Source organism: Streptomyces sp. NPDC057253 (assembly GCF_042669125.1).
Lineage (GTDB): Bacteria > Actinomycetota > Actinomycetes > Streptomycetales > Streptomycetaceae > Streptomyces.
This window is the reverse complement of the sequence record NZ_JBHUXV010000159.1, coordinates 1-18,530: the sequence shown is the minus strand read 5'-3', so window position 1 is coordinate 18,530 and position 18,530 is coordinate 1. Positions and strand designations below refer to the sequence as shown.

Sequence of the window (18,530 nt, the reverse complement as noted above, 5' to 3'; positions counted from 1 at the left end):
TCCACGCCGCCCCGCCGGCACTGGCGCGCAACACCGCCGTCCTGCGACGCGGCGGCAGCGACGCCGCCTGGCTGATCGTCCATCTGCACGAAGACCACCGCCGGCTCCCGCCCCCGGCCGCCGCCTACCGCTCCGGGTCGGCCACCTTCAGCAAAAGCTTGCCCGGCTGTTTGCCGGTGAACATCGTCGGCAGGAGGGCCGGCGCGTGCTCGAAGCCCTCGACGATGTTCTCCGCGACCCACAGACGGCCTTCCCTTATCCAGGCGCCGAGCTGGGCGGCGCCCTCGGCAAGGCGGTCGGCGTAGAAGAAGAGGAGGATGCCGCGGACCGTGAGCTGATGGGTGCAGATCCGCATGTAGTTGGTGGGGCCCTGCAGCTTGACGTCCGTGTAACCCGACGACATGGCGCCGCAGATCAGCACCCGCCCCTGCGGTGCCATGTGCAGCAGCAGCGCGTCGAGCATGTCGCCGCCCACGTTGTCGAAGTACGCGTCGACACCGTCCGGGCAGAGCTCCCGCAGGCGCTCGTCGAGTTTGTCGTTCTTGTAGTCGATGGCCGCGTCGTAGCCGGCCTGCTCGACGATCCAGCGGCACTTCTCCGGGCCACCCGCGATACCGATCACCCTCTTGGCCCCCAGCGCCTTGGCGATCCCGCCGGCCAGGTGGCCGGTGGCCCCCGTAGCGGCCGATATCACCACCGTGTCCCCCGGTCGCACCTTCAGCCCGTCGGTGACGCCGAAGTACGCCGTCAGACCGCCGACTCCGAACACGCCGAGGTTCCACGACAGCGGGTACTCCGCCGGGGGCAGCGCGCGCAGCGGCATCGGGCCGTCGCCCCGGACGAGGGCGTAGTCCTGCCAGCTCATGAATCCCTCGACCAGGTCGCCCACGGCGTAGCCGGCGTCACGGGAGGCGACCACCTGGCCGATGCCCATCGTCCGCATCGGTTCACCGACCTGGATGGGCGGCATGTATCCGCCGTCGTCGGTCAGCCAGATGCGCTGACTGGCGTCGTAGCCGAAGTACAGGGTCCGGACGAGTACGTCGCCCTCGCCGGGCACCGGTACATCCGCCTCGGCGTACCGGAAGTCGTCGGTGGTGACGCCGCCGACCGGGCGCCGTGCCAGCAGCCATTGACGGTTGACGGTGGTCGTGGTGGTGGACATGGGTGTGCTCCCTGCATGACGTCGAGGGGTGGGCTGTGAGGTGAGGAGGAGGGGCGGGGATGCGCGGCCGTGAGCGGCTAGAGGCCCAGGTCGCGGCCGATGACCTCCTTCATGATCTCGTTCGACCCGGCCCAGATCTTGGTCACGCGGGCGTCCCGCCACGCGCGGGCGACGCGGTACTCGTTCATGTAGCCGTAGCCGCCGTGCAGTTGGACGCACTCGTCGAGGACCGCGTTCTGGGTCTCGGCCGACCACCACTTGGCCTTGGCCGCGTCGACGGCGGTCAACTCGCCCCGGGTGTGCGCGAGCACGCACTGGTCGACGTAACTCTGGGTCACCTCCAGACGGGTGACCAACTCGGCGATCCTGAACTTGTTGTGCTGGAAGGAGCCGATGGCCTGTCCGAAGGCCCGACGCTCCTTCGTGTACTCGATCGTCTCGCTCAGTATCCGGGCGGCGTGGCCGACATTGGTGACAGCGGTGGAGAGCCGTTCCTGCGGCAGAAGCCGCATCATCGAGGCGAAGCCCCGGCCGACCTCTCCGAGACGGTTGGCGTCGGTGACGCGGACGTCGGTGAAGAACAGCTCGGCGGTGTCCGCCTCGTCCTGGCCCACCTTGTCCAGCTTGCGTCCGCGCTCGAAGCCGGGCGTGCCGGCCTCGACGACGAACAGGGTGATGCCCTTGGCACCCTCGCCGGGGCCGGTGCGGGTGGCGACGACCACCAGGTCGCCCTGGTGGCCGTTGGTGATGAAGGTCTTCGAGCCGTTGATCAGCCAGTGGTCGCCGTCCCGTACGGCGGTGGTCTTCAGGGCGGCGAGGTCGGAGCCCCCGGAGGGTTCGGTCATGGCGATGGCGGTGATCAGTTCACCTGCGGCGATGCCGGGCAGCCAGCGGTGTTTCTGCTCCTCTGTGCCGAGATCGACGAGATAGGGCGGGACGGTGTCGGTGTGCAGGGCGAAATTGGCTCCGACGCCGAGGCTGAAGCCGGCGAGTTCCTCGTCGGCGACCTGGTTGAAGCGGAAGTCGCCGGCGCCCGATCCGCCGTACTGCTCCGGGACGGACAGGCCGAGGATGCCCAGCTCGCCCGCCTCCAGCCAGATGTCCCTGGGGATCGCCTTGTCCTTGAGCATCTGCTCGTGGCGGGGCGCGAGGGAGCGTTCGGTGAACGTCCGGACGGCGCTGCGCAGACTCTCGTGGTCCTTGTCGAAGATGGTGCGGTGCATCGCTTCCCTCTAGATCTTTCGCTGCTGGTCGTCCCAGAAGGGTCGGCGGACGTCCTTCTTCAGGACCTTTCCGTTGGCGCTGCGGGGGAGTTCGGCCGTGAACACGACCCGCTTGGGCGTTCGGATGCCGCCGAGCGTCGGGCGGCAGTACGCGATGAGTTCCGCCTCCGTCAGTTCTTCGCCGGCGTTCAGTTCGACCACGGCGGTGACGGCCTCGCCCCAGTCCGCGTGCGGCACGCCGATGACGGCACAGTCCTGGACGGCCGGGTGCCTCCAGATGACCTGCTCGACCTCGCTCGGGTAGACGTTGAAGCCACCCGAGATGATCATGTCCTTCTTGCGGTCGGTGATGTGCAGGAAACCCTCGTGGTCGAGGAAGCCGATGTCGCCGGTGTGCAGCCACCCGTCCACGACGGCCTCGGCGGTCTTCGCCGGGTCCTTGTAGTAGCCCTTCATGACCAGGTCCCCGCGTACGCAGATCTCACCGGTCGCACCCGGGGGCAGGCTGCGGCCCTCGTCGTCGAGGACCTCCACACGGACGAGGGGGGCGGGCCGGCCCGCGGCCGAGAGCCGGAGGTCGTCGGCGATCTCCCCGTCGCGGAAGTGTTCCTCCGGCCGCAGGAAGGCGATGCCGGAGGGAGCCTCGGTCTGGCCGTACCCCTGGAACAGCACCGGTCCGAAGACCTCGATGGCGCGGCGCAGCTTCTCGGTGGACATGGGCGCGGAGCCGTACATCAGGTACTTGAGCGAGGAGAAGTCCCGCCCCTCGATGCCGGGGATCTCCAGCAGGCGGTAGATGACGGTGGGCGGGAGGAAGAGTTCGGTGACCCGGTGCCGCTCGATGAGGTCGAGCAGTTGGAGCGGGTCGGGGCGGGTCATGACGACGACCGTCCCGCCGCGTGCGGTGCAGGGCAGGGTGAGGGTGCCGGCGGTGTGGGTCATGGGCGCGGCCACGAGGTTCACGATGGGCTCGTCCGCCCTGTACGGGGCGGCCAGCATCTGGTGCACGGCGCTCACGCCCAGCCCCCGGTGCGTGTTCATGACCCCTTTCGGGGCACCGGTGGTGCCGCCGGTCGGCATGATGCCCGCCACCGCGTCGGGCGCCGGATGGTGATCGGGCAGGTCGGACGAGGCGTCCTTGAGGAAGTCGTCCAGGGCGACGGCACCCGCACCCGAACCGAGCGAGACAACGCTTCTCAGCCCGTCGAGGTCCGGGCGCATCTCCTCGACGACCGGCAGGAACTGCTCGTGGCAGAAGAGGATTTCGCAGTCGAAGCCCTTCAGCAGGCGCCGGATCTCCTCGGGCGGGTTGGCCGGGTTGACCGGCACCCAGGCCAGCCCGGCCCGCCACATGCCGAGCACGCAGGCCCAGGCGATCGGGTCGTTGGCCGCGAGGACGGCGCCCTTGGTGTCACTCGGAAGGTTCGAGTCGAGCAGGGCGTTGGCGACCCGGCAGGACAGTTCGCCGATCTCCCGGTAGGTGAAGGTGCGTTCGCCCGCGATGAAGGCGACGGCCTCGGGGGCCGCCCGCCATCCCCGGTCGAAGAAGTCGGTGATCGTCACAGTGGTCTCCTCATGTCCGCGCGGCGCCGAGTCGGCCGTCCTGGTGCAGAAGGCCCGCCAGGTGCCCGAACTTCATGGTCAGCAGATGGTTCTCGCCGTCCTCGATGCGCGCGGCGCGGGCGTCGCGGAAGAGCTTCTCGGCGGGGTACTCCCGGGTCAGGCCGTTGCCGCCCATGAGTTGCAGGGCCTCGTCGGCGACCTGGAAGGCCAGGTCGGTGCAGACGGCCTTGGACTGGGCGGTGTAGTACGGGTGCCGGGCCGGTGAGAGCACGGTGTACTCGGTGGCGCGTCGGGCCACCGCCCGCATCGTCTCGACCTGGCTGCCCATCCGGCCCAGGCGGTACTGCACCAGCTGGTGCTCGGCGAGCAGCGCGCCCCCCTGACGGCGTTCCTGGGTGTAGGCGACGGCCGTCTCGAAGGCCGCCCGGGCCAGCCCGGTCATGAGCTGGCCCATGGCCACTCCGGCCGAGGACCAGGTGGCCGCGTGCCCGCGCCAGTAGGCGTCGTGCGCGGAGAGCGCGTAGCGCAGCGGCACCCTGACGTCGTCGAAGAAGATCTCGCCCTGGGGCAGGGCCCGCTTGCCGAGCTTTTCGAGCGGCTTGCCCCGGCTGATGCCCGGCACGTCCAGGGGGACGATCACCTCGATGCCGTGGGGGTGGCCCTCCTCGTCGTAGAAGCCCTCGCCGTAGTCGGCGCAGATGGAGGCGAGACCGACCTGGGCGACCGGTCCGTTGGACACCCAGGCCGAACTCTGGCCGTTGATGACGATGTCGCCGCCCTGGACCTTCGCGGTGAGGTTGCCCTTGTTGCCGTGCGGGGCGCTCGGATGCCGTTCCCCCGGATACAGGCTCAGACCGTCCGAGCCCCGGTCGGGCTGGGTGCCGATCCAGCAGCCGAGGCGGCCCGCGCAGAGGTCCATGAGTTCGGCGTCGCCGGTGCGCCGGGCCACGAGGGACGGGAATCCGCCGACCCCGAGGGAGACGGCCAGTCCCGCGTCACCCCAGCCGAGTTCCTCGACGGCGATCGCCGTCATACGGGCCAGGACCGCCGGGGGGATGTCCTCGCCCTCCGGTTCGGCGGTGAGGCCGGCCTTGGCGGCGATGTCGAAGACCTCCCACAGCGGGGAGTCCGGGGCGACCACCTCCTCGGCTGTCATCCGGTCCAGGGCGCGACCGGCCGGCCGCAGGACGTCCGCGGCGAAGGCGTGCACCGCCTGCTGAAGTGCACGCTCCTCGTCTGTCAACTCCGGTTCGAAGCCGCTCAGTTCGGTGTGTGGCAGCCCGGGCCGTACGCCCGGCGCCTGCCTCTGGTGCTCGGTCATCGCCCGCTTCCCGTCCGCTATTCGGCCGCTGCGGCGTCGGCCAGGGCGTTCGCCTGGGCGATGGTCGCCGGAAGGTCCAGCTCGTGCTCGCGGTCCTGAAGCTCCGCCTGCTTGCTCAGGTGCTGCCGCAGGGCGGGGTTCGCGAGCAGGGTGCGCATGGCCTCGCTCTCGACGGCGAAACCGGCGAACTGGGCGTCCACGGCGCTGTTGAACACCTTCGCGATGACCTGGTTGACCGCCGCCACGGAGCCCGGGGACCGGGCGGCGACGCGCCGGGCGAGGTCGTCGACGTAGGCGTGGATCTCGTCGGCGGGCAGGACGCGGTTGAGGAGGCCGTACGCCGCGGCCTCCTCGCCGCTGAAGTCCCGGCCGGAGAGGATGACCTCGCGGGCCCGGGCCGGACCGATCTGCAGCGGCAACCGGGTGGTGCCGCCGCCGCTGGGCAGGAAGCCGCCGCTGGCCTCGGGGAGGCAGAACTTGCTCCGCGGGGTGGCGAAGCGCATGTGGGTGGCGAGCAGGAGCTCCAGTCCGCCGCCGCGCGCGATGCCGTCGACGAGGCCGATCGTCACCTGCGGCAGTGCTTCCCACATGGTGGTGAGTGCCTGGACGGCGTTGATGTCCGGGTACTTGCTCTGCGGCACGTCCGGGTCTTCGAGCGAGCGGAAGATGTCGTCGAGGTCGAAGTGGGCGATGAAGAACTCGGGGTTGGCGCTGCCGAGGACGACGACGCCCGTCTCCTGGTCGAAGACCAGCTTCCCGGCGAGGTCGAAGAGTTCGCCGACCATCGGGATCGTCATCAGGTTCAGGGGGCCGTTGTCGAAGTCGACGTACAGGATCCGGCCGTCGCGGCGGAGGGAGAGGGTCTGGTAACTCATGGGGACTCCAAGGAAGGGGCGTCGGGCGAGGGAACGCCGGGACAGGGATGCCGGCAGGGCGTGGTCAGACGCCGAGGAGGGTGATGGCGGCGACGGCTTCCTCTCCCGCGTACATCCCGCCGCCGTTCTCGGAGAGGGCGACACGGGCGCGGGGCACCTGACGGGATCCGCACTCGCCGCGCAGCTGCTTGACGAGTTCGTAGATCTGCGCCAGGCCGGAGGCGCCCATGGGATGGCCCTTCGACTCCAGGCCGCCGGAGGGGTTGACCGGGAGACCACCGCCGAGTGTCGTGGTGCCGGAGGCGGCGAATTCGCCGCCTCGCCCGATCGGGCAGAAACCCATCAGCTCGGTCTGCAGCAGTTCACCGAAGGCGGCCGCATCGTGCACCTCGGCCACCGAGACGTCCTCCGGGCCGAGTCCGGCGTGCTCGTACGCCTGGAGCGCGGCGAGGCGGCTGACGGATCGCTCCCAGTCGGTGACCGGGCGTACGGTGCCGGTCGCGAGGACGGAGGCCAGCAGCCGCACGGGGCGGGTGGCCGACAGCCGGCGCAGACCGTCCTCGCTCACGACGACCGCGGCGGCGGCGCCGTCGGTGAGCGGCGCGCACATCGGGACGGTCAGCGGCTCGTTGACGGTGCGCGCGGCAAGGATCTCCTCGGCCGTCATGGCCTTGCGGAAGTGGGCGAGCGGGTTGTCCACGGCGTGCGCGTGGTTCTTGGCGGAGATCAGCGCCAGTTGTGCCTCGGTGGTGCCGAACTCACGCATGTGGGCGCGGGCGAGGGCCGCGTAGACATCCATGAAGCGGCTGCGTGGCGTCGTCTGCTCCGGCACCGTGCCGCCCAGTTCCCGCAGCACGGCGTCGACACCGTCGGGGTCGTGGACGTCCACGCCGCCGTCGAAGAGGCCGAGCATCTTCTTCTTGTCGTCGGTGTTGGTCTTCTCGACGCCGACCGCGAGCACCATGTCCGCCGCGCCGGAGCGGACATGCAGCGCGGCCTGGTGCAGGGCTGTGGCGCCGGTGGCGCAGGCGTTCTCCACATTGACGACGGGTATCCGCTCGAAGCCCATGCTCCGCAGCGCGATCTGGCCGCCGACGACGACCTGGCCCTCCAGGACGTCCTGGCAGGTGTTGCCGAAATAGGCGGCCTGCACATCGGTGAGCCCGGCGCCCGCGTCCTTCAGCGCCTCGGTGACCGCGTCTCTGGTCAGATCCTTGACGGAGGCGTCGCGGCGTACCCCGAACGCCGTCATGCCGACTCCGACGATCCAGACCCGATCGCCCCGGCTCATGAGTGGGACTCCTCGGTGATGTGGGCGAAGCCGTAGGACTCGATGGCCCCCATCAGCTCACGGTGGCCGAGCAGCTGGGCGGGTGAGCGGAAGCCGGTGCCGTGGTACGTGTTCCCGAGCAGCCGCATGGCCGCGTACGCCTGGATCAGGCCGGTCATCTGGTATCCGGTGGTGCCGTGGATGACGACGCGGGCGGAGGCGGTGTTGCCGCGGGCGGTGCACCAGTCGACGGACCGCTGGTGCTGCCGGTTCTCCCGGGGTGGGCTGGACGCCGTCATGCCGGACGCCATCTTGTCGAGTACGGCGTACAGGGCGTCCTCGGGGAGCCACTGGAGCGAGACCTTGAACAGACGTTCCAGGTCGATCACCCGCCGCCAGATGTCCTGGTTGCGCATCGCCACGAACATCTTGCAGTCGCGTACCCGGCGGTCGTCCCGGAAGAACACCGGCAGGGCGGTACCACCCCAGTTGGTGCCGGTGAGCACGAGGCCGGAACCGGGGACGACGACATCCTGGACCACGACACCGTCGTACTTCCGCAGCCGCCCGTCCTCCAGGTAGTGGGCGTCGGCCCGGATCACGTCGAAGATCGACTGGGTGGAGCCGACGGTGGGGATGGCGTTGGCGTACGAGCCCAGCTCCAGACTGTCGATGCCAGGGGTCTCCAGACAGATGCGGGCGGCGATGTCGTGGATCGCGTACTGGACGGACATGGCGCTGGAGGCCGCCTTGCCGATCGCGGCGAACCGGGGGCCCCACTCGTCGACGAAGCGCAGCATGTGCGTCTGCTCGCCGGCCGTGTCGAGGTAGTGGATCCCGGCGGCGAGAGCCGCCTCCACCACCGGCGGGGCGTAGCGCAGGAACGGGCCGACGGTGTTGCACACGACCTGGCGGCCCTCGAAGAGGCGGGTCAGGGACTCGACCGAACCGTCGGTCTCGGCGATCTCGTAGTCGGCGGTCTCGATGCCCGGGACCTTGTCCATGACCTCCTGAAGTCGCGCCTTGTTGCGGCCTGCGGCGACGAACGGGATGTCGTACTCGCGCAGGTACTCGGCCACCAGGCGGCCCGTGGAGCCGCTGGCCCCGTAGATGACGACCGGACGAAGATCGCTCACGGCTGCTCCCTTCCGTGGGTGCCGGGAGGCGCTCTCGAAGGAGTCGGCTCCGGCTTCTGTGACGGTGGCGAGAACAATGGGCGACGAACGAAGTCCGTGCTTGTCCGAGAGCGCAACCCGTCTTGGTGATTCGTGCATCAGCCTCGTCGGTGCCGCGAGACACCGTGCAAAGGCGTGACGGTCATTGCGCGAATCCGGATGCGCGGCTTTTACTGGCCGCCAGGAGGTGGTCGCGGATGACCGTCACTGACAGCTGGTCGACGCAGGGCCGCCCGGCGACCGCGGTGCAGGACGCCTGGTGCGAGAAGATGTCGGAGCTGCACCTGCCCTGGGCGCTGTCCTTCCCCCGGGAGGACCGCTTCGAGGCGGCCCTCCGCTACCGCCGGCTGGACGGCCTCACCGTGTCGGACTTCCGCGGCGGAGGATACTCGGGACAGCGGACCGGCTCCGCCTGTGAGCCGCAGATCGGTGTGCTGATCAACCTCAGCGGACAGCTGCTCTGCCGCCACGGCAACGAGGAACTGCTGGTGGGGCCGGACGAGCTGCTGCTGTGGGACAGTGAGCTCGCGTACGGCTTCGACGCCGTCGAACCCCGCCACGAGCTGTCGCTCCTGCTGCCGCGGGACCGCGTGCCACAGGGCCTCGCCGCGGCGGCGGCGCGCAGCCGGGGGGCCGTCTCGGTGGCCGCCGGGTCGGGGCTGAGCGCGATCGCCGCCGACCAGCTGCGCGCCATCACGCGCGAGCTGAACCACCTCGGTGACGCGGGGCTCGCGATCGCCGCCCAGTGCTTCTTCGACACCCTCGACACGGCGCTCGCCCCCCTCAGCGCGAGTTCCGCCTCCCCCAACGCGCGGCAGGCACTGGTGCTCCGCGCCCGCCGGTACATCGAGGAGCACCTGGACGACCCGGACCTGTGCGCTGCCTCGATCGCGGAGGCGTACGACGTCTCCGTGCGCACCCTGCATCTGTCCTTCGGTGAGACGGGCAGCACGGTCGGCCGCTGGATCCGCGAACGGCGTCTCAAGGTCTGCTACCGGGAGCTGGTCCAGGCACGCGGCAACACGACCGTCACGGACGTCGCGTTCCGCTGGGGCTTCAACGACATGGCGCACTTCAGCAAGGTCTTCAAGCAGGCGTACGGCGTCCCCCCGAGCAGCGTCATCGCACGTCACCGCCCGGTCGCGGCGGAGTGACGACCGTTCCGCACGAGGACCGGGACCCCGACAACGTCACCATCGCGTGCTGGGCGCACTGAAGAGCGCCGTGTGTCACTGGCTCCCCGACTGGCATGGGACCGCCCGGGAGCCTGTCGCCGATAGTGCTGGAGTGATGAACGGGTACTGGCGACGGCCCGAGGCGACCGAAGCGGCGTTTCACGACGGCGAGGGGTACGTCACGATCGTCGACCGGATCAAGGACATGTAATCCCCGGCGGGGAGAACGTCTATCCCGCCGAGTTCGAGCAGCTCCTCCACCAAGTACAAGATCCCCAAGTCGGTCACGCTCCTCGACGCCCTCCCCCGCAACGCCACCGGCAAGATCCTCAAGTCCCGCCTGCCCAGCCTGTACGGCTTCGCCACGGGGTCCGGTGGGCTGAGCGACCCGGGATGACGGCCGTCACGCCTGGGGTGGCCGGCGTTCGCGGAGTCGAATCCCGCACGGCGAGACGATGTTCGGCTCCCGTGCACAGGGGTCGCTGCACAAATGGACAAGGCGATTGCACCGGGAGACATGCAGCAACCCGGCACCATTCCTAGCTTTGTCGCACAGATTTTACAGGGCCCCTACAGGTCCGATACGCGGCTCTGCCGGTTCGGTGCGTGGTCCCGGCAGATGGGTCGGCCGACCGATCGGGCCCCGTGCCGTGGAACCGCCGCGTCAATGGACACGGCAACCCCGGAGGAGCATCCATGACCAGTCGTACCGACATCGAGATCCCCTGTGGTGACACCTTCCTGGCGGCGTGGCTGTACCGACCGGCCGGCGAGGGCCGCCACCCCCTGGTGGTCATGGCCCACGGCATCGGGGCGGTGCGTGAGATGCGCCTGGACGCCTTCGCCGAACGGTTCCAGGCCGCAGGGCTGGGGGTCCTCGTGTTCGACTACCGGCACCTGGGCGCGAGCGGCGGGCAACCGCGGCAGTTGGTGAACATCGAGCGCCAGCTCGACGACTGGGCCACCGCGACCGCATCGGCGCGATCGGTCGACTGGGTCGATCCGGACCGCGTCGCCCTCTGGGGCACCTCCTTCGCGGGAGGACACGTGCTCGTCGCCGCGGCGCGAGACCCGCGAGTGGCGGCCGTGGTCGCACAGTGCCCCTTCATCGACGGACGGACCGTCGTCCGCGCAACGCCCCTCAAGGCCGCGGTCGGCATCAACGCCCTGGCGGTCGCCGACCTTGCCACCAGCGTCCTGCGACGGGGCCCGGTACTCGTCCGGGGAGCCGGTGAGCCCGGGTCCGTCGCCCTGATGACGACCCCGGAAGCGCTGCCGGCCCTGCGCCGCATGGCACCCGACGGCTATCTCAACGGGGTGGCGGCCCGGCTCGCCTTCAGCACCGGCAGATACCGGCCGGGACGCGAGGCCGCCAAGGTCGACTGCCCCGTCCTGTTCGCGATCTGCGAGAAGGACCAGGTGACCCCGCCGGAGGACGCGCGGCGAGCGGCCGCCACGGCCCGGCGGGCCGAGGTGAGGACCTACCCCGTCGATCACTTCGGCATCTACTTCGGCAACGCCTTCGAGTCAGCCGTGGCCGATCAGTGCGCGTTCCTGACCGGTCATCTCCTGCCCGCCCCCCTCTGAGCCGCGTCGCCCCCCCCGAGCCGCCACCCCCCGAACCGCACCGTCCCGAACCGCACCGCCGAAGGGAACGACCCGTGACAACGACCGCAGCCCCAGCCCGCCCCGGCGGCGACTCCGCCCTGCCGCCGGCGGGACTGAGCCGCCTCTGGCACCGTCAGTTGAACCGCTACCCCGAGACGGGCCCGCGCTCCGTCTACCTCGGCATCACCGTCCTCGCGACGGTGATCCTCTACTACGAGTTCTACGTGCAGGGCGCGGTCGCCACACAGATCATCCGCGACTTCGGCTTCTCGTTCAGGGCCTTCGTGTTCGTCCAGATCATCGGGGCGGCGGTCGGGGCCTGCGCCTCGGTCTTCGCCGGACTCGCGGACCGCTGGGGCCGCGCCAACCTCGTCGTCGGCGGACTGCTGATCACCGGTCTCATCATCCTGGCCGGCCTTCCCAACGTGACCGGCCGAGCCGGGTACACCGTCCTGTTCGCCCTGCTGAGCGTCGTCGAGGGCATCGTGCTCGTCGCCACTCCCGCGCTGATACGCGACTTCTCGCCCCAGGTGGGCCGCGCGACAGCCATGGGTTTCTGGGCCCTGGGTCCGGTGCTGGGCAGCCTGTTGGTGACGGAGGTGTCCAGCTTCACGCTGGACGACCACCCCGACTGGCGGTTCCAGTTCCACGTCTGCGGGATCGTCGGTCTGGTCGTCTTCGGCATCACGCTCTTCGGCCTGCGCGAGCTGTCGCCGGCGCTGCGCGACCAGCTCATGGTCAACATGCGCGACCGGGCACTGATCGAGGCGCGGGCCGCGGGTCTCGACACCGAGAAGGCGCTCAAGGGGCACTGGCGTCAGATTCTGCGCCTCGACGTCGTCGGGTCCGCCTTCGCGATCAGCACCTACCTCCTGCTGTACTACACCCTGGTCGGCTTCACCGTCGTCTACTTCGCGACGGTCTACGGGTACTCCGAAGCGAGAGCGAACGCGCTCGCCAACTGGTACTGGATCGCCAACGCGTGCACCCTCGTCGTGATCGGCCTGCTCTCGGACCGCCTCCGGGTGCGCAAACCGTTCATGATCGTGGGTACGGTGATCGGCCTGGTCGGCGCGGCGCTCTTCGCGCTGTCGGCTACCGAGCACCAGAGCTACTACACGCTCGCGGGCTACTTCGTGCTCAGCTCGTGCGGTGCCGCCATGGCATACGCGCCGTGGATGGCGAGCTTCACCGAGACCGTGGAGAAGCACAATCCGGCCGCCACGGCGACAGGTCTGGCCATCTACGGCTGGACGGTCCGCATCGTGGTGACCGCGGCGCTCGCCGTCTTCACGCTCGCCGTCCCGGCCACGTCGACGCTGGTGGACAAGGCCCCGCCGATCCAGGCGATGCAGGGCGAGGATCCGCTGTCGTTCAGCATCCTGACCGGACTCGACCCGGCGACGGCCAAGGCTCTCGCGGCCCAGCCGACTCCTGAACCGGCCGTGCTGGCCAAGGCGCTGTCGACGGTGGCCGTCATCGAGGGAGCGAGCCAGAGCAAGGCCCGGGGCGTGGCCGAGACCATCACCTCGGGTCAGGCCGCCGCCGCCCAGGCGGTCGATCCGGCAACGCTGGCTGCGCTGAAGGCCGACCCGACCGACCGGGCCGCCGGATCGAAGGCGGCCCAGCAGATCCAGAAGAGCCTGGGTGTCCCCCAGAGCCAGGCGCTCAGACTCCTGACCGACCTCGGCGATCCGTCCGTCCAGGCCAACCTGACGGCGGCGCAGAAGTACGGTGCGGACCTGCGGAAGTCGTCGACCGCCTTCACCCCGGAGCAGCTCGCCACGCTCAGGGCGGACGGCAAGGCGGTGGCGCGGGCCGCCGAGGAGAGCCCGGGCCAGTGGCAGACCTGGTGGTGGGTCTGCGCCGCCGGGCAACTGGTGTTCCTGCCCTTCGTGTTCCTGATGGCCGGCCGGTGGAGTCCACGCCGGGCCCGGGAGGACGAGCAGGCCCACGAGGAGATGGTCCAGCGTGAACTGGCCTCCCTGCGACAGGCCGAGGGCGTCTGAGCCCGTAGGACAGGAGTCTGGCCCGGGCCGGCGAGTGTTCCCGTCGGCCCGGGCCGACCCGGCAGGCGACAGACACGTATACGTCTGCCGCCTGCCACCCTCAACCCTCCGCCAAGCCGGACGTAGGTCCGTACGTACGACAGGAGACGACATGTCCACCATGATCGCGGCCCGCTTCCACTCCGGGACCGGACGGTTCGAACTCACGGAGGTCGGCATCCCGGAGCCGGGGGAAGGGCAGGTCCTGGTCAAGGTGGAGGCATGTGGCATCTGTATGTCCGACGTGCACCTGATCCAGGGCATGCTGCCGCCGATGGTCCCCGACGTGACACCCGGGCACGAGGCCGCCGGCACCGTCGCAGCTGTGGGAAACCGTGTTCCGGACCGGTGGAAGGAGGGTGCCCGGGTGGCGCTCACCGCGGGCCGGCACTGCCGGACGTGCCAGGCGTGCGAGCGCGGAACGGGACCGGACTCCTGCCTCGAACCCCAGGTCATGGGGTTGCACTACGACGGCGCCTGGGCAGAGTACGTGGTCGTCGACTCCCACCAGCTGGCCGCGATCCCCGACGGCCTTCCGTTCGAGCAGGCGGCCATCCTCGCCGACGCGGTCACCACGCCCTACGCGGCCCTGCTGGACACCGCGGCACTGCGCCCGTCCGAGGCCGTCGGCATCTGGGGGCTCGGAGGACTGGGCACCCACGCCGTCCAGATCGCCCGGATGATGGGCGCGGCACCGATCATCGCGGTCGACATCGACCCCGCCACCCGGGAACGGGCGCTGAAGTTGGGCGCGGACGCGGCGCTCGATCCCACTGAGGACGGCTTCTCCGAGCGTGTCCTCGGGCTCACCAGGGGGCGCGGGCTCGAGGTGGCCGCGGAGTTCGTCGGACTGAACGCCGTACGCGTCCAGGCGGTCGCCTCGCTGGGTTACGGTGGCCGCGCCGTTCTCGTCGGACTGACCTCGGAGCCGATCGAGCTGAGTGATCCGATCCCCTTCCAGACACGGATGCAGAGGATCCAGGGTCAGCTGGGCGGAAGGCTGCGGCATCTGGAGGAACTGATCAAGCTGGTCACCCTGGGTCGGCTCGACGTCTCCGGATCGGTCACCGGCACCGTCGCGCTGAGGGACATCCACGACGGGGTCCGGCGTCTCGACCGACGCGAGGGCAACCCGGTGCGCATCGTCGTCACTCCCCCGGTGTGACGGGGCTGTTCCGGCTGTTTCCCGTTCCTCTCACATCGAGCCCGCCCAGGCTCAACGCCGAGCTTGTTCCTTGGGCGGCATGGCTCAGACTGGTCGCACGGGGTGCCCCGCGCGATCAGCCCCGCCCCGGCCGTTCAGCGGCCGCGTTCCAAACCACCGTTGACCTGGATGATCTGTGCGGTGACGTGTCCCGCGCCCTGCGAGGCGAGCCAGTGCAGCGTGCTCGCGACATCGCCGGGGGTCCCCGCTCGCCCGGTCGGCGTCTGAGCGACGATCCTCGCCCTGCGCTCCTCGTTCATCCGACTGTCGAAGAAGTCGGTGTCCTCGATGTATCCGGGCGCCACCACGTTCACGGTGATGCCACGCGGCCCCAGCTCCTGCGCCAGATCGAAGGCGTACGGGTGCAGCGCGGCCTTGGCCGAGCCGTACGCCCCGCTGCCCGAACCGCGGATGCCGGCGATGGAGCTGATGAAGAGCAACCGGCCGCCGGGGGCGGCCAGGCGGTCCTTCAAAGCCTCCGTGAGCAGCACGGCGGTCAGGACGTTCAGCCCGAAGTTGACGGTCCAGTTGTGCAGGACCACGTCGAGGGGCTCATCGCTCTCCACCTTGGGCTCCAGTCGCCCTGAGCCTCCGGCGCTGTGGATCAGTACGTCCACGGTGCCGAACTCCGAGGCCACGAAACGCTCCACCCCGCGTACGCTGCTGACCTTGCTCAGATCGGCCGCGTACGTCAGCGCCCCTGGCACTCCTGCCTTCTCCAGTACTTCAGCACGTCGCCCGAGCAGGAGAACCCTGTCGCCGTCCGCTGCGAAGGCGTGAGCGGCTGCTCGGCCGATCCCTGTACCGCCACCGGTGATCACCACATTGCGAGCCATGCAACGATCATACGTTTCTGGCGCGGAGTGGCACCGAATGGGGTGGGCACGTCCGTGATGCGCTCCAGGACCGTCTCGGCGGTGACCTGCCTGCCGTTCCAGCGCAGGTTGTCTGCGCCGGCAGGCCTCGGAGCGAGCCCCCACTCACACGGCGATCACCGAACTGGCAGGGGCGCTCCCGCCTTTGGACACGAAGTCGGCGTGGCCTGTCGGCTGCCGTCAGCCGGGCGCGGACCCGTCCTCGTCATCGTCCAGTTCCGGCGTGTCCGGGCAGCGCAGCGGACGCAGAGCGCCGGCGGCCAGGCTCGAGACCGTGAAGCTGTAGCGGCCGGGCAGGTTCGGGGTTGCGGTGCTTGAGCGGGGAGGGTGGGGCGGCCGGCGCGGCCGAACATGCGCAGCAGGTTGTAGGCGCGTACGTGGTCGGCGACCAGGGAACCGGCGCCCTTCAGCATGTCCGGCCAGTGCGTGATCACCTTGTTCAGGCTGACGCCGTTGCGGGCCAGGTCCTGCACCGCTCACCCAGGACGGGTTGGTGGGGCTGCTCGGCCGCACGGCCTGCGTCCTCACGATCGCCGCACTGAGCGGCATGCGGACCAGCGATCTGGTCGAACTGCCCCTGGACTGCCAACTTGCGCCCCGCTCCTGCCGCACGGACCGGGTGCTGCGTCGCTTGAAGAGCAAGGTCATCAAAGGTCGTGGTCATAGCGGGAGCTGGGATGAGCGGGTCGTAGGTGCTGAGGCGTACGAGGCCGCCGGCGCTGCCTGCAGGCTCGCGAATCCCAGCGCCATGCATCTCTTCGCCGTCCACCTCGACCTGTGCCGCCGTTACCAGGAGACCTGCGGGCGTCGGTCAACAGCGACGAGGGACAGCGCCTGGGCCTCCCCCGCCTGCCCGACGACGCCATCACCCCGCGCGTCCTGCGCCGCACCCTGCTTGTCGAACTCGCCCACCGGCACGGCGGCGCCCAGGCTCTCTCCCGGCCGAGGCCGACAAGGAAGAAGAGTTCCGTCATCTGTCCCTGACCCTGCGGGCGTTCCGCGCCTACCAGTCCGGCCGTCGTCCTTCCGGACCCAGCGCCCGGGACCTACTCGCGTTCTTCGCCGGCGCCGAGCGCCACACGGCGGAACTGGCCGGACTTGCGGACCGTCTCGACCAGCAGCACCGCACCGGCCTGCGAGACGCCCCCGCGACCGCCGCCCTGGACGCGGGCACGCGGGCAGGACCCGATACGCAACGTGCTTCCGGCGGTGGCGGGAACAAGGCACTCAGCAATCCGGGCGCCTCGTGGAAGCGCGGGGCTAGCGAACGTTCGCTCGGACCGCCTCTTCGATCGGTGTCGAACCCGTGTTGAGTTCGAGGATCTGCCGACCGATACGGGGCTCGTGGAGCAGTTCGGCGAGGGTGGTGGCAACGTCGTCGCGGGTGATCTGGCCGTGGAACTCTGCTGGACCGAGGGACACGGCGCCGGCTCCTGGACCATCGACAAGCAGGGAGGGACGGAGAATCAGCCAGTTCAACTCACTGCGGCTGAGCGCGATATCTGCTTCCTTCTTCACGGCGAAGTAGTATTCGACCTCCTCGCCGAGGTCGCGTTCCCGCCATGATTCCGGGAGCACTGAGACCAGCGTAAAGCGCTCGGCACCGGCCAGGCGTGCCGCCTCGATCGCTTTCGCGACCCCGTCGCCATCGATGGCCCTCGTGACCTCCCTGCTACCGCCGTTCGACCCGGCGCTGAAGACGATCGCGTCGACGCTGCCGAACGCTGCTGCCAGCTCTTCCACGGTCATGTGGGAGAGATCGCCGACTCGTGCGTTGATGCCTCGCGTTGCGAGCTCGGCATGCTGGTCTTCTCGGCGAACGAGCCCGCGGACGGTGTCTCCTCGGGAGCGCAGTTTCCGCGCGAGCAGACCGCCGACGCCGCCGGTGATACCGATGATGAAAACGTCCATCAAGGTGCTCCGTTCACAAAAAGCAGCTCGTCGGCTCCATCGTCCGTGAGGCTGACTCCTCAGCGTGCAACGGCCCCAAGTGCCTCCGGCAGTAGCGGGAACGAGGCCCTCAGCAATCCTCAGTCAGCTCTGGCGCCGGGGGTCGGGCTGGCGCCGCGTGGCGTGGATGGAACCGAGCAGGTTGAGGGACTGGGCGCTGGGGCTGCCTGGTTCGGCGTGGTAGATGACGAGTTGCTGGCCGGGCGCTTCGCGTACGTCGAAAGCCTGGTAGGTGAGAGTGAGGGGGCCGACGTCCGGGTGGAGGAGGTGTTTGGCGTCCTGGGTCTTGCCGCGCACGGTGTGGGCCTTCCAGAGGCGGGTGAAGTCCGCGCTGTGCTCAGTGAGGGTGTGGACGAGTTCGCGTAGCCGTGGGTTGTCCGGGTCGAATCCGGTTGCCTCGCGAAGGTTGGCGACGGTGGCCTGTGCTGCCCGGTCCCAGTCCGTGTAGAAGGTGCGGCCGGCGGGGTCGAGGAAGGTCATGCGGGCCAAGTTGTCCGCCGGCTCGAACGGGGCGTAGAGGGCGTCGGCAAGGGCGTTGGCGGCGAGGAGGTCCAAGGTCCGGCTCATGACGAACGCTGGGGTGTTGGGGTAGCCGTCCATCAGCTGTCGTAGCGCCGGGCTGACCCGTTGGGCGGTGTGGGCGGAGGGCCGGTCGTTCGGCGTGGCCCCGGCCAGCCGGTACAAGTGCGCGCGGGCGTCCGCGTCGAGGCGCAGCGCACGGCTGAGCGCGTCGACCACCTGGGGTGAGGGGTTGCGCTCGCGGCCTTGTTCCAGGCGGGTGTAGTAGTCGGCGTTCACTCCGGCCAGGACGGCGACCTCCTCGCGGCGCAGTCCGGCGACTCTGCGGGCCCCGTAACTCGCCATGCCGACGTCCTCCGGCCGCAGGCCGGCGCGGCGGGTGCGCAGGAAGTCTCCCAGGTGGTTGTCGTCCATGCGCTCAGGCTAGGCGGCGGCCCGGTGTGGGGGCAGGGGGTGTGGGACCCAGGCCGCCCAAGTCCTGGGGGGTGGGCGCGGGCCAGCCCCGTCACGGGGGGGCGGGGAGGACCGCCCCCATAGAGGGGGGGGGGGCCCCCAGGGC

At 69.9% G+C, this 18,530-nt stretch carries 17 protein-coding genes and 1 pseudogene; 5 read left to right on the top strand and 13 right to left on the bottom strand.

Annotated features, from left to right (window positions below):
* Window positions 1-124: 124 nt before the first annotated feature.
* From ACFULQ_RS43880 to ACFULQ_RS43850, 7 genes are all read right to left on the bottom strand, one after another.
* Window positions 125-1,165 carry an NADP-dependent oxidoreductase gene (locus ACFULQ_RS43880; protein WP_383555916.1) on the bottom strand — a complete coding sequence of 347 codons (1,041 nt, stop codon included), beginning with the start codon at window positions 1,163-1,165 and terminating at the stop codon, window positions 125-127.
* A 77-nt stretch (window positions 1,166-1,242) separates the two neighbouring features.
* Entirely contained in the window at window positions 1,243-2,388 is a 1,146-nt protein-coding gene (locus ACFULQ_RS43875; RefSeq protein ID WP_383555914.1) for an acyl-CoA dehydrogenase family protein, read from the bottom strand.
* Window positions 2,389-2,397: 9 nt separating this feature from the next.
* Complete coding sequence (locus tag ACFULQ_RS43870; RefSeq protein WP_383555912.1) at window positions 2,398-3,951, bottom strand: AMP-binding protein; 1,554 nt, start codon at window positions 3,949-3,951, stop codon at window positions 2,398-2,400.
* 10 nt (window positions 3,952-3,961) lie between these two features.
* Window positions 3,962-5,272 (bottom strand): acyl-CoA dehydrogenase family protein, encoded by a 1,311-nt coding sequence (locus tag ACFULQ_RS43865; protein WP_383555910.1) that lies wholly within the window; start codon window positions 5,270-5,272, stop codon window positions 3,962-3,964.
* Between the two features lie 17 nt (window positions 5,273-5,289).
* A complete protein-coding gene (locus ACFULQ_RS43860; RefSeq protein ID WP_383555907.1) occupies window positions 5,290-6,147 on the bottom strand; it encodes an enoyl-CoA hydratase/isomerase family protein in 858 nt (285 codons plus the stop codon).
* Window positions 6,148-6,211: 64 nt separating this feature from the next.
* The gene (locus ACFULQ_RS43855; RefSeq protein ID WP_383555905.1) at window positions 6,212-7,438 is read right to left on the bottom strand and encodes a thiolase family protein; all 1,227 of its coding nucleotides are present in this window, start codon (window positions 7,436-7,438) and stop codon (window positions 6,212-6,214) included.
* On the bottom strand, window positions 7,435-8,553 hold the full coding sequence (locus tag ACFULQ_RS43850; RefSeq protein WP_383555902.1) for a saccharopine dehydrogenase family protein: 1,119 nt from the start codon (window positions 8,551-8,553) through the stop codon (window positions 7,435-7,437). Before ACFULQ_RS43850 ends, ACFULQ_RS43855 begins: the two co-directional genes overlap by 4 nt.
* 236 nt (window positions 8,554-8,789) lie before the next feature.
* On the opposite strand from ACFULQ_RS43850, the gene ACFULQ_RS43845 reads away from it, so the two are divergent.
* Entirely contained in the window at window positions 8,790-9,746 is a 957-nt protein-coding gene (locus ACFULQ_RS43845; RefSeq protein WP_383555899.1) for a helix-turn-helix domain-containing protein, read from the top strand.
* 180 nt (window positions 9,747-9,926) lie between these two features.
* On the opposite strand, the gene ACFULQ_RS43840 is transcribed toward ACFULQ_RS43845, so the two are convergent.
* Window positions 9,927-10,133, bottom strand: a complete 207-nt coding sequence (locus ACFULQ_RS43840) for a hypothetical protein (RefSeq protein WP_383555897.1) — start codon at window positions 10,131-10,133, stop codon at window positions 9,927-9,929.
* Window positions 10,134-10,463: 330 nt separating this feature from the next.
* On the opposite strand from ACFULQ_RS43840, the gene ACFULQ_RS43835 reads away from it, so the two are divergent.
* From ACFULQ_RS43835 to ACFULQ_RS43825, 3 genes are all read left to right on the top strand, one after another.
* Window positions 10,464-11,354 (top strand): alpha/beta hydrolase, encoded by an 891-nt coding sequence (locus tag ACFULQ_RS43835; RefSeq protein WP_383555894.1) that lies wholly within the window; start codon window positions 10,464-10,466, stop codon window positions 11,352-11,354.
* Window positions 11,355-11,428: 74 nt separating this feature from the next.
* Window positions 11,429-13,384: an MFS transporter gene (locus ACFULQ_RS43830; protein ID WP_383555891.1), complete on the top strand. Its 1,956-nt coding sequence runs from the start codon at window positions 11,429-11,431 to the stop codon at window positions 13,382-13,384.
* A 151-nt stretch (window positions 13,385-13,535) separates the two neighbouring features.
* Complete coding sequence (locus ACFULQ_RS43825) at window positions 13,536-14,588, top strand: zinc-binding dehydrogenase (RefSeq protein ID WP_383555889.1); 1,053 nt, start codon at window positions 13,536-13,538, stop codon at window positions 14,586-14,588.
* Window positions 14,589-14,722: 134 nt separating this feature from the next.
* On the opposite strand, the gene ACFULQ_RS43820 is transcribed toward ACFULQ_RS43825, so the two are convergent.
* Window positions 14,723-15,463, bottom strand: a complete 741-nt coding sequence (locus ACFULQ_RS43820; protein ID WP_383555886.1) for an SDR family NAD(P)-dependent oxidoreductase — start codon at window positions 15,461-15,463, stop codon at window positions 14,723-14,725.
* Window positions 15,464-15,828: 365 nt separating this feature from the next.
* A pseudogene (locus tag ACFULQ_RS43815) lies at window positions 15,829-15,978 on the bottom strand (Tn3 family transposase); the annotation flags it as partial.
* 301 nt (window positions 15,979-16,279) lie between these two features.
* Between ACFULQ_RS43815 and ACFULQ_RS43810 the strand changes: the two are divergent.
* A complete protein-coding gene (locus ACFULQ_RS43810; RefSeq protein ID WP_383555883.1) occupies window positions 16,280-16,486 on the top strand; it encodes a hypothetical protein in 207 nt (68 codons plus the stop codon).
* 62 nt (window positions 16,487-16,548) lie between these two features.
* Here ACFULQ_RS43810 and ACFULQ_RS43805 read toward each other — a convergent pair whose 3' ends face one another.
* The 3 genes from ACFULQ_RS43805 to ACFULQ_RS43795 all read right to left on the bottom strand — a co-directional run bounded on the left by ACFULQ_RS43805 (window position 16,549) and on the right by ACFULQ_RS43795 (window position 18,385).
* Entirely contained in the window at window positions 16,549-16,698 is a 150-nt protein-coding gene (locus ACFULQ_RS43805; RefSeq protein WP_383555918.1) for a hypothetical protein, read from the bottom strand.
* A gap of 64 nt (window positions 16,699-16,762) precedes the next feature.
* Window positions 16,763-17,413 (bottom strand): NAD(P)H-binding protein, encoded by a 651-nt coding sequence (locus ACFULQ_RS43800; protein WP_383555881.1) that lies wholly within the window; start codon window positions 17,411-17,413, stop codon window positions 16,763-16,765.
* 123 nt (window positions 17,414-17,536) lie between these two features.
* Entirely contained in the window at window positions 17,537-18,385 is an 849-nt protein-coding gene (locus ACFULQ_RS43795; protein WP_383555878.1) for a helix-turn-helix transcriptional regulator, read from the bottom strand.
* Between the last annotated feature and the right edge of the window lie 145 nt (window positions 18,386-18,530).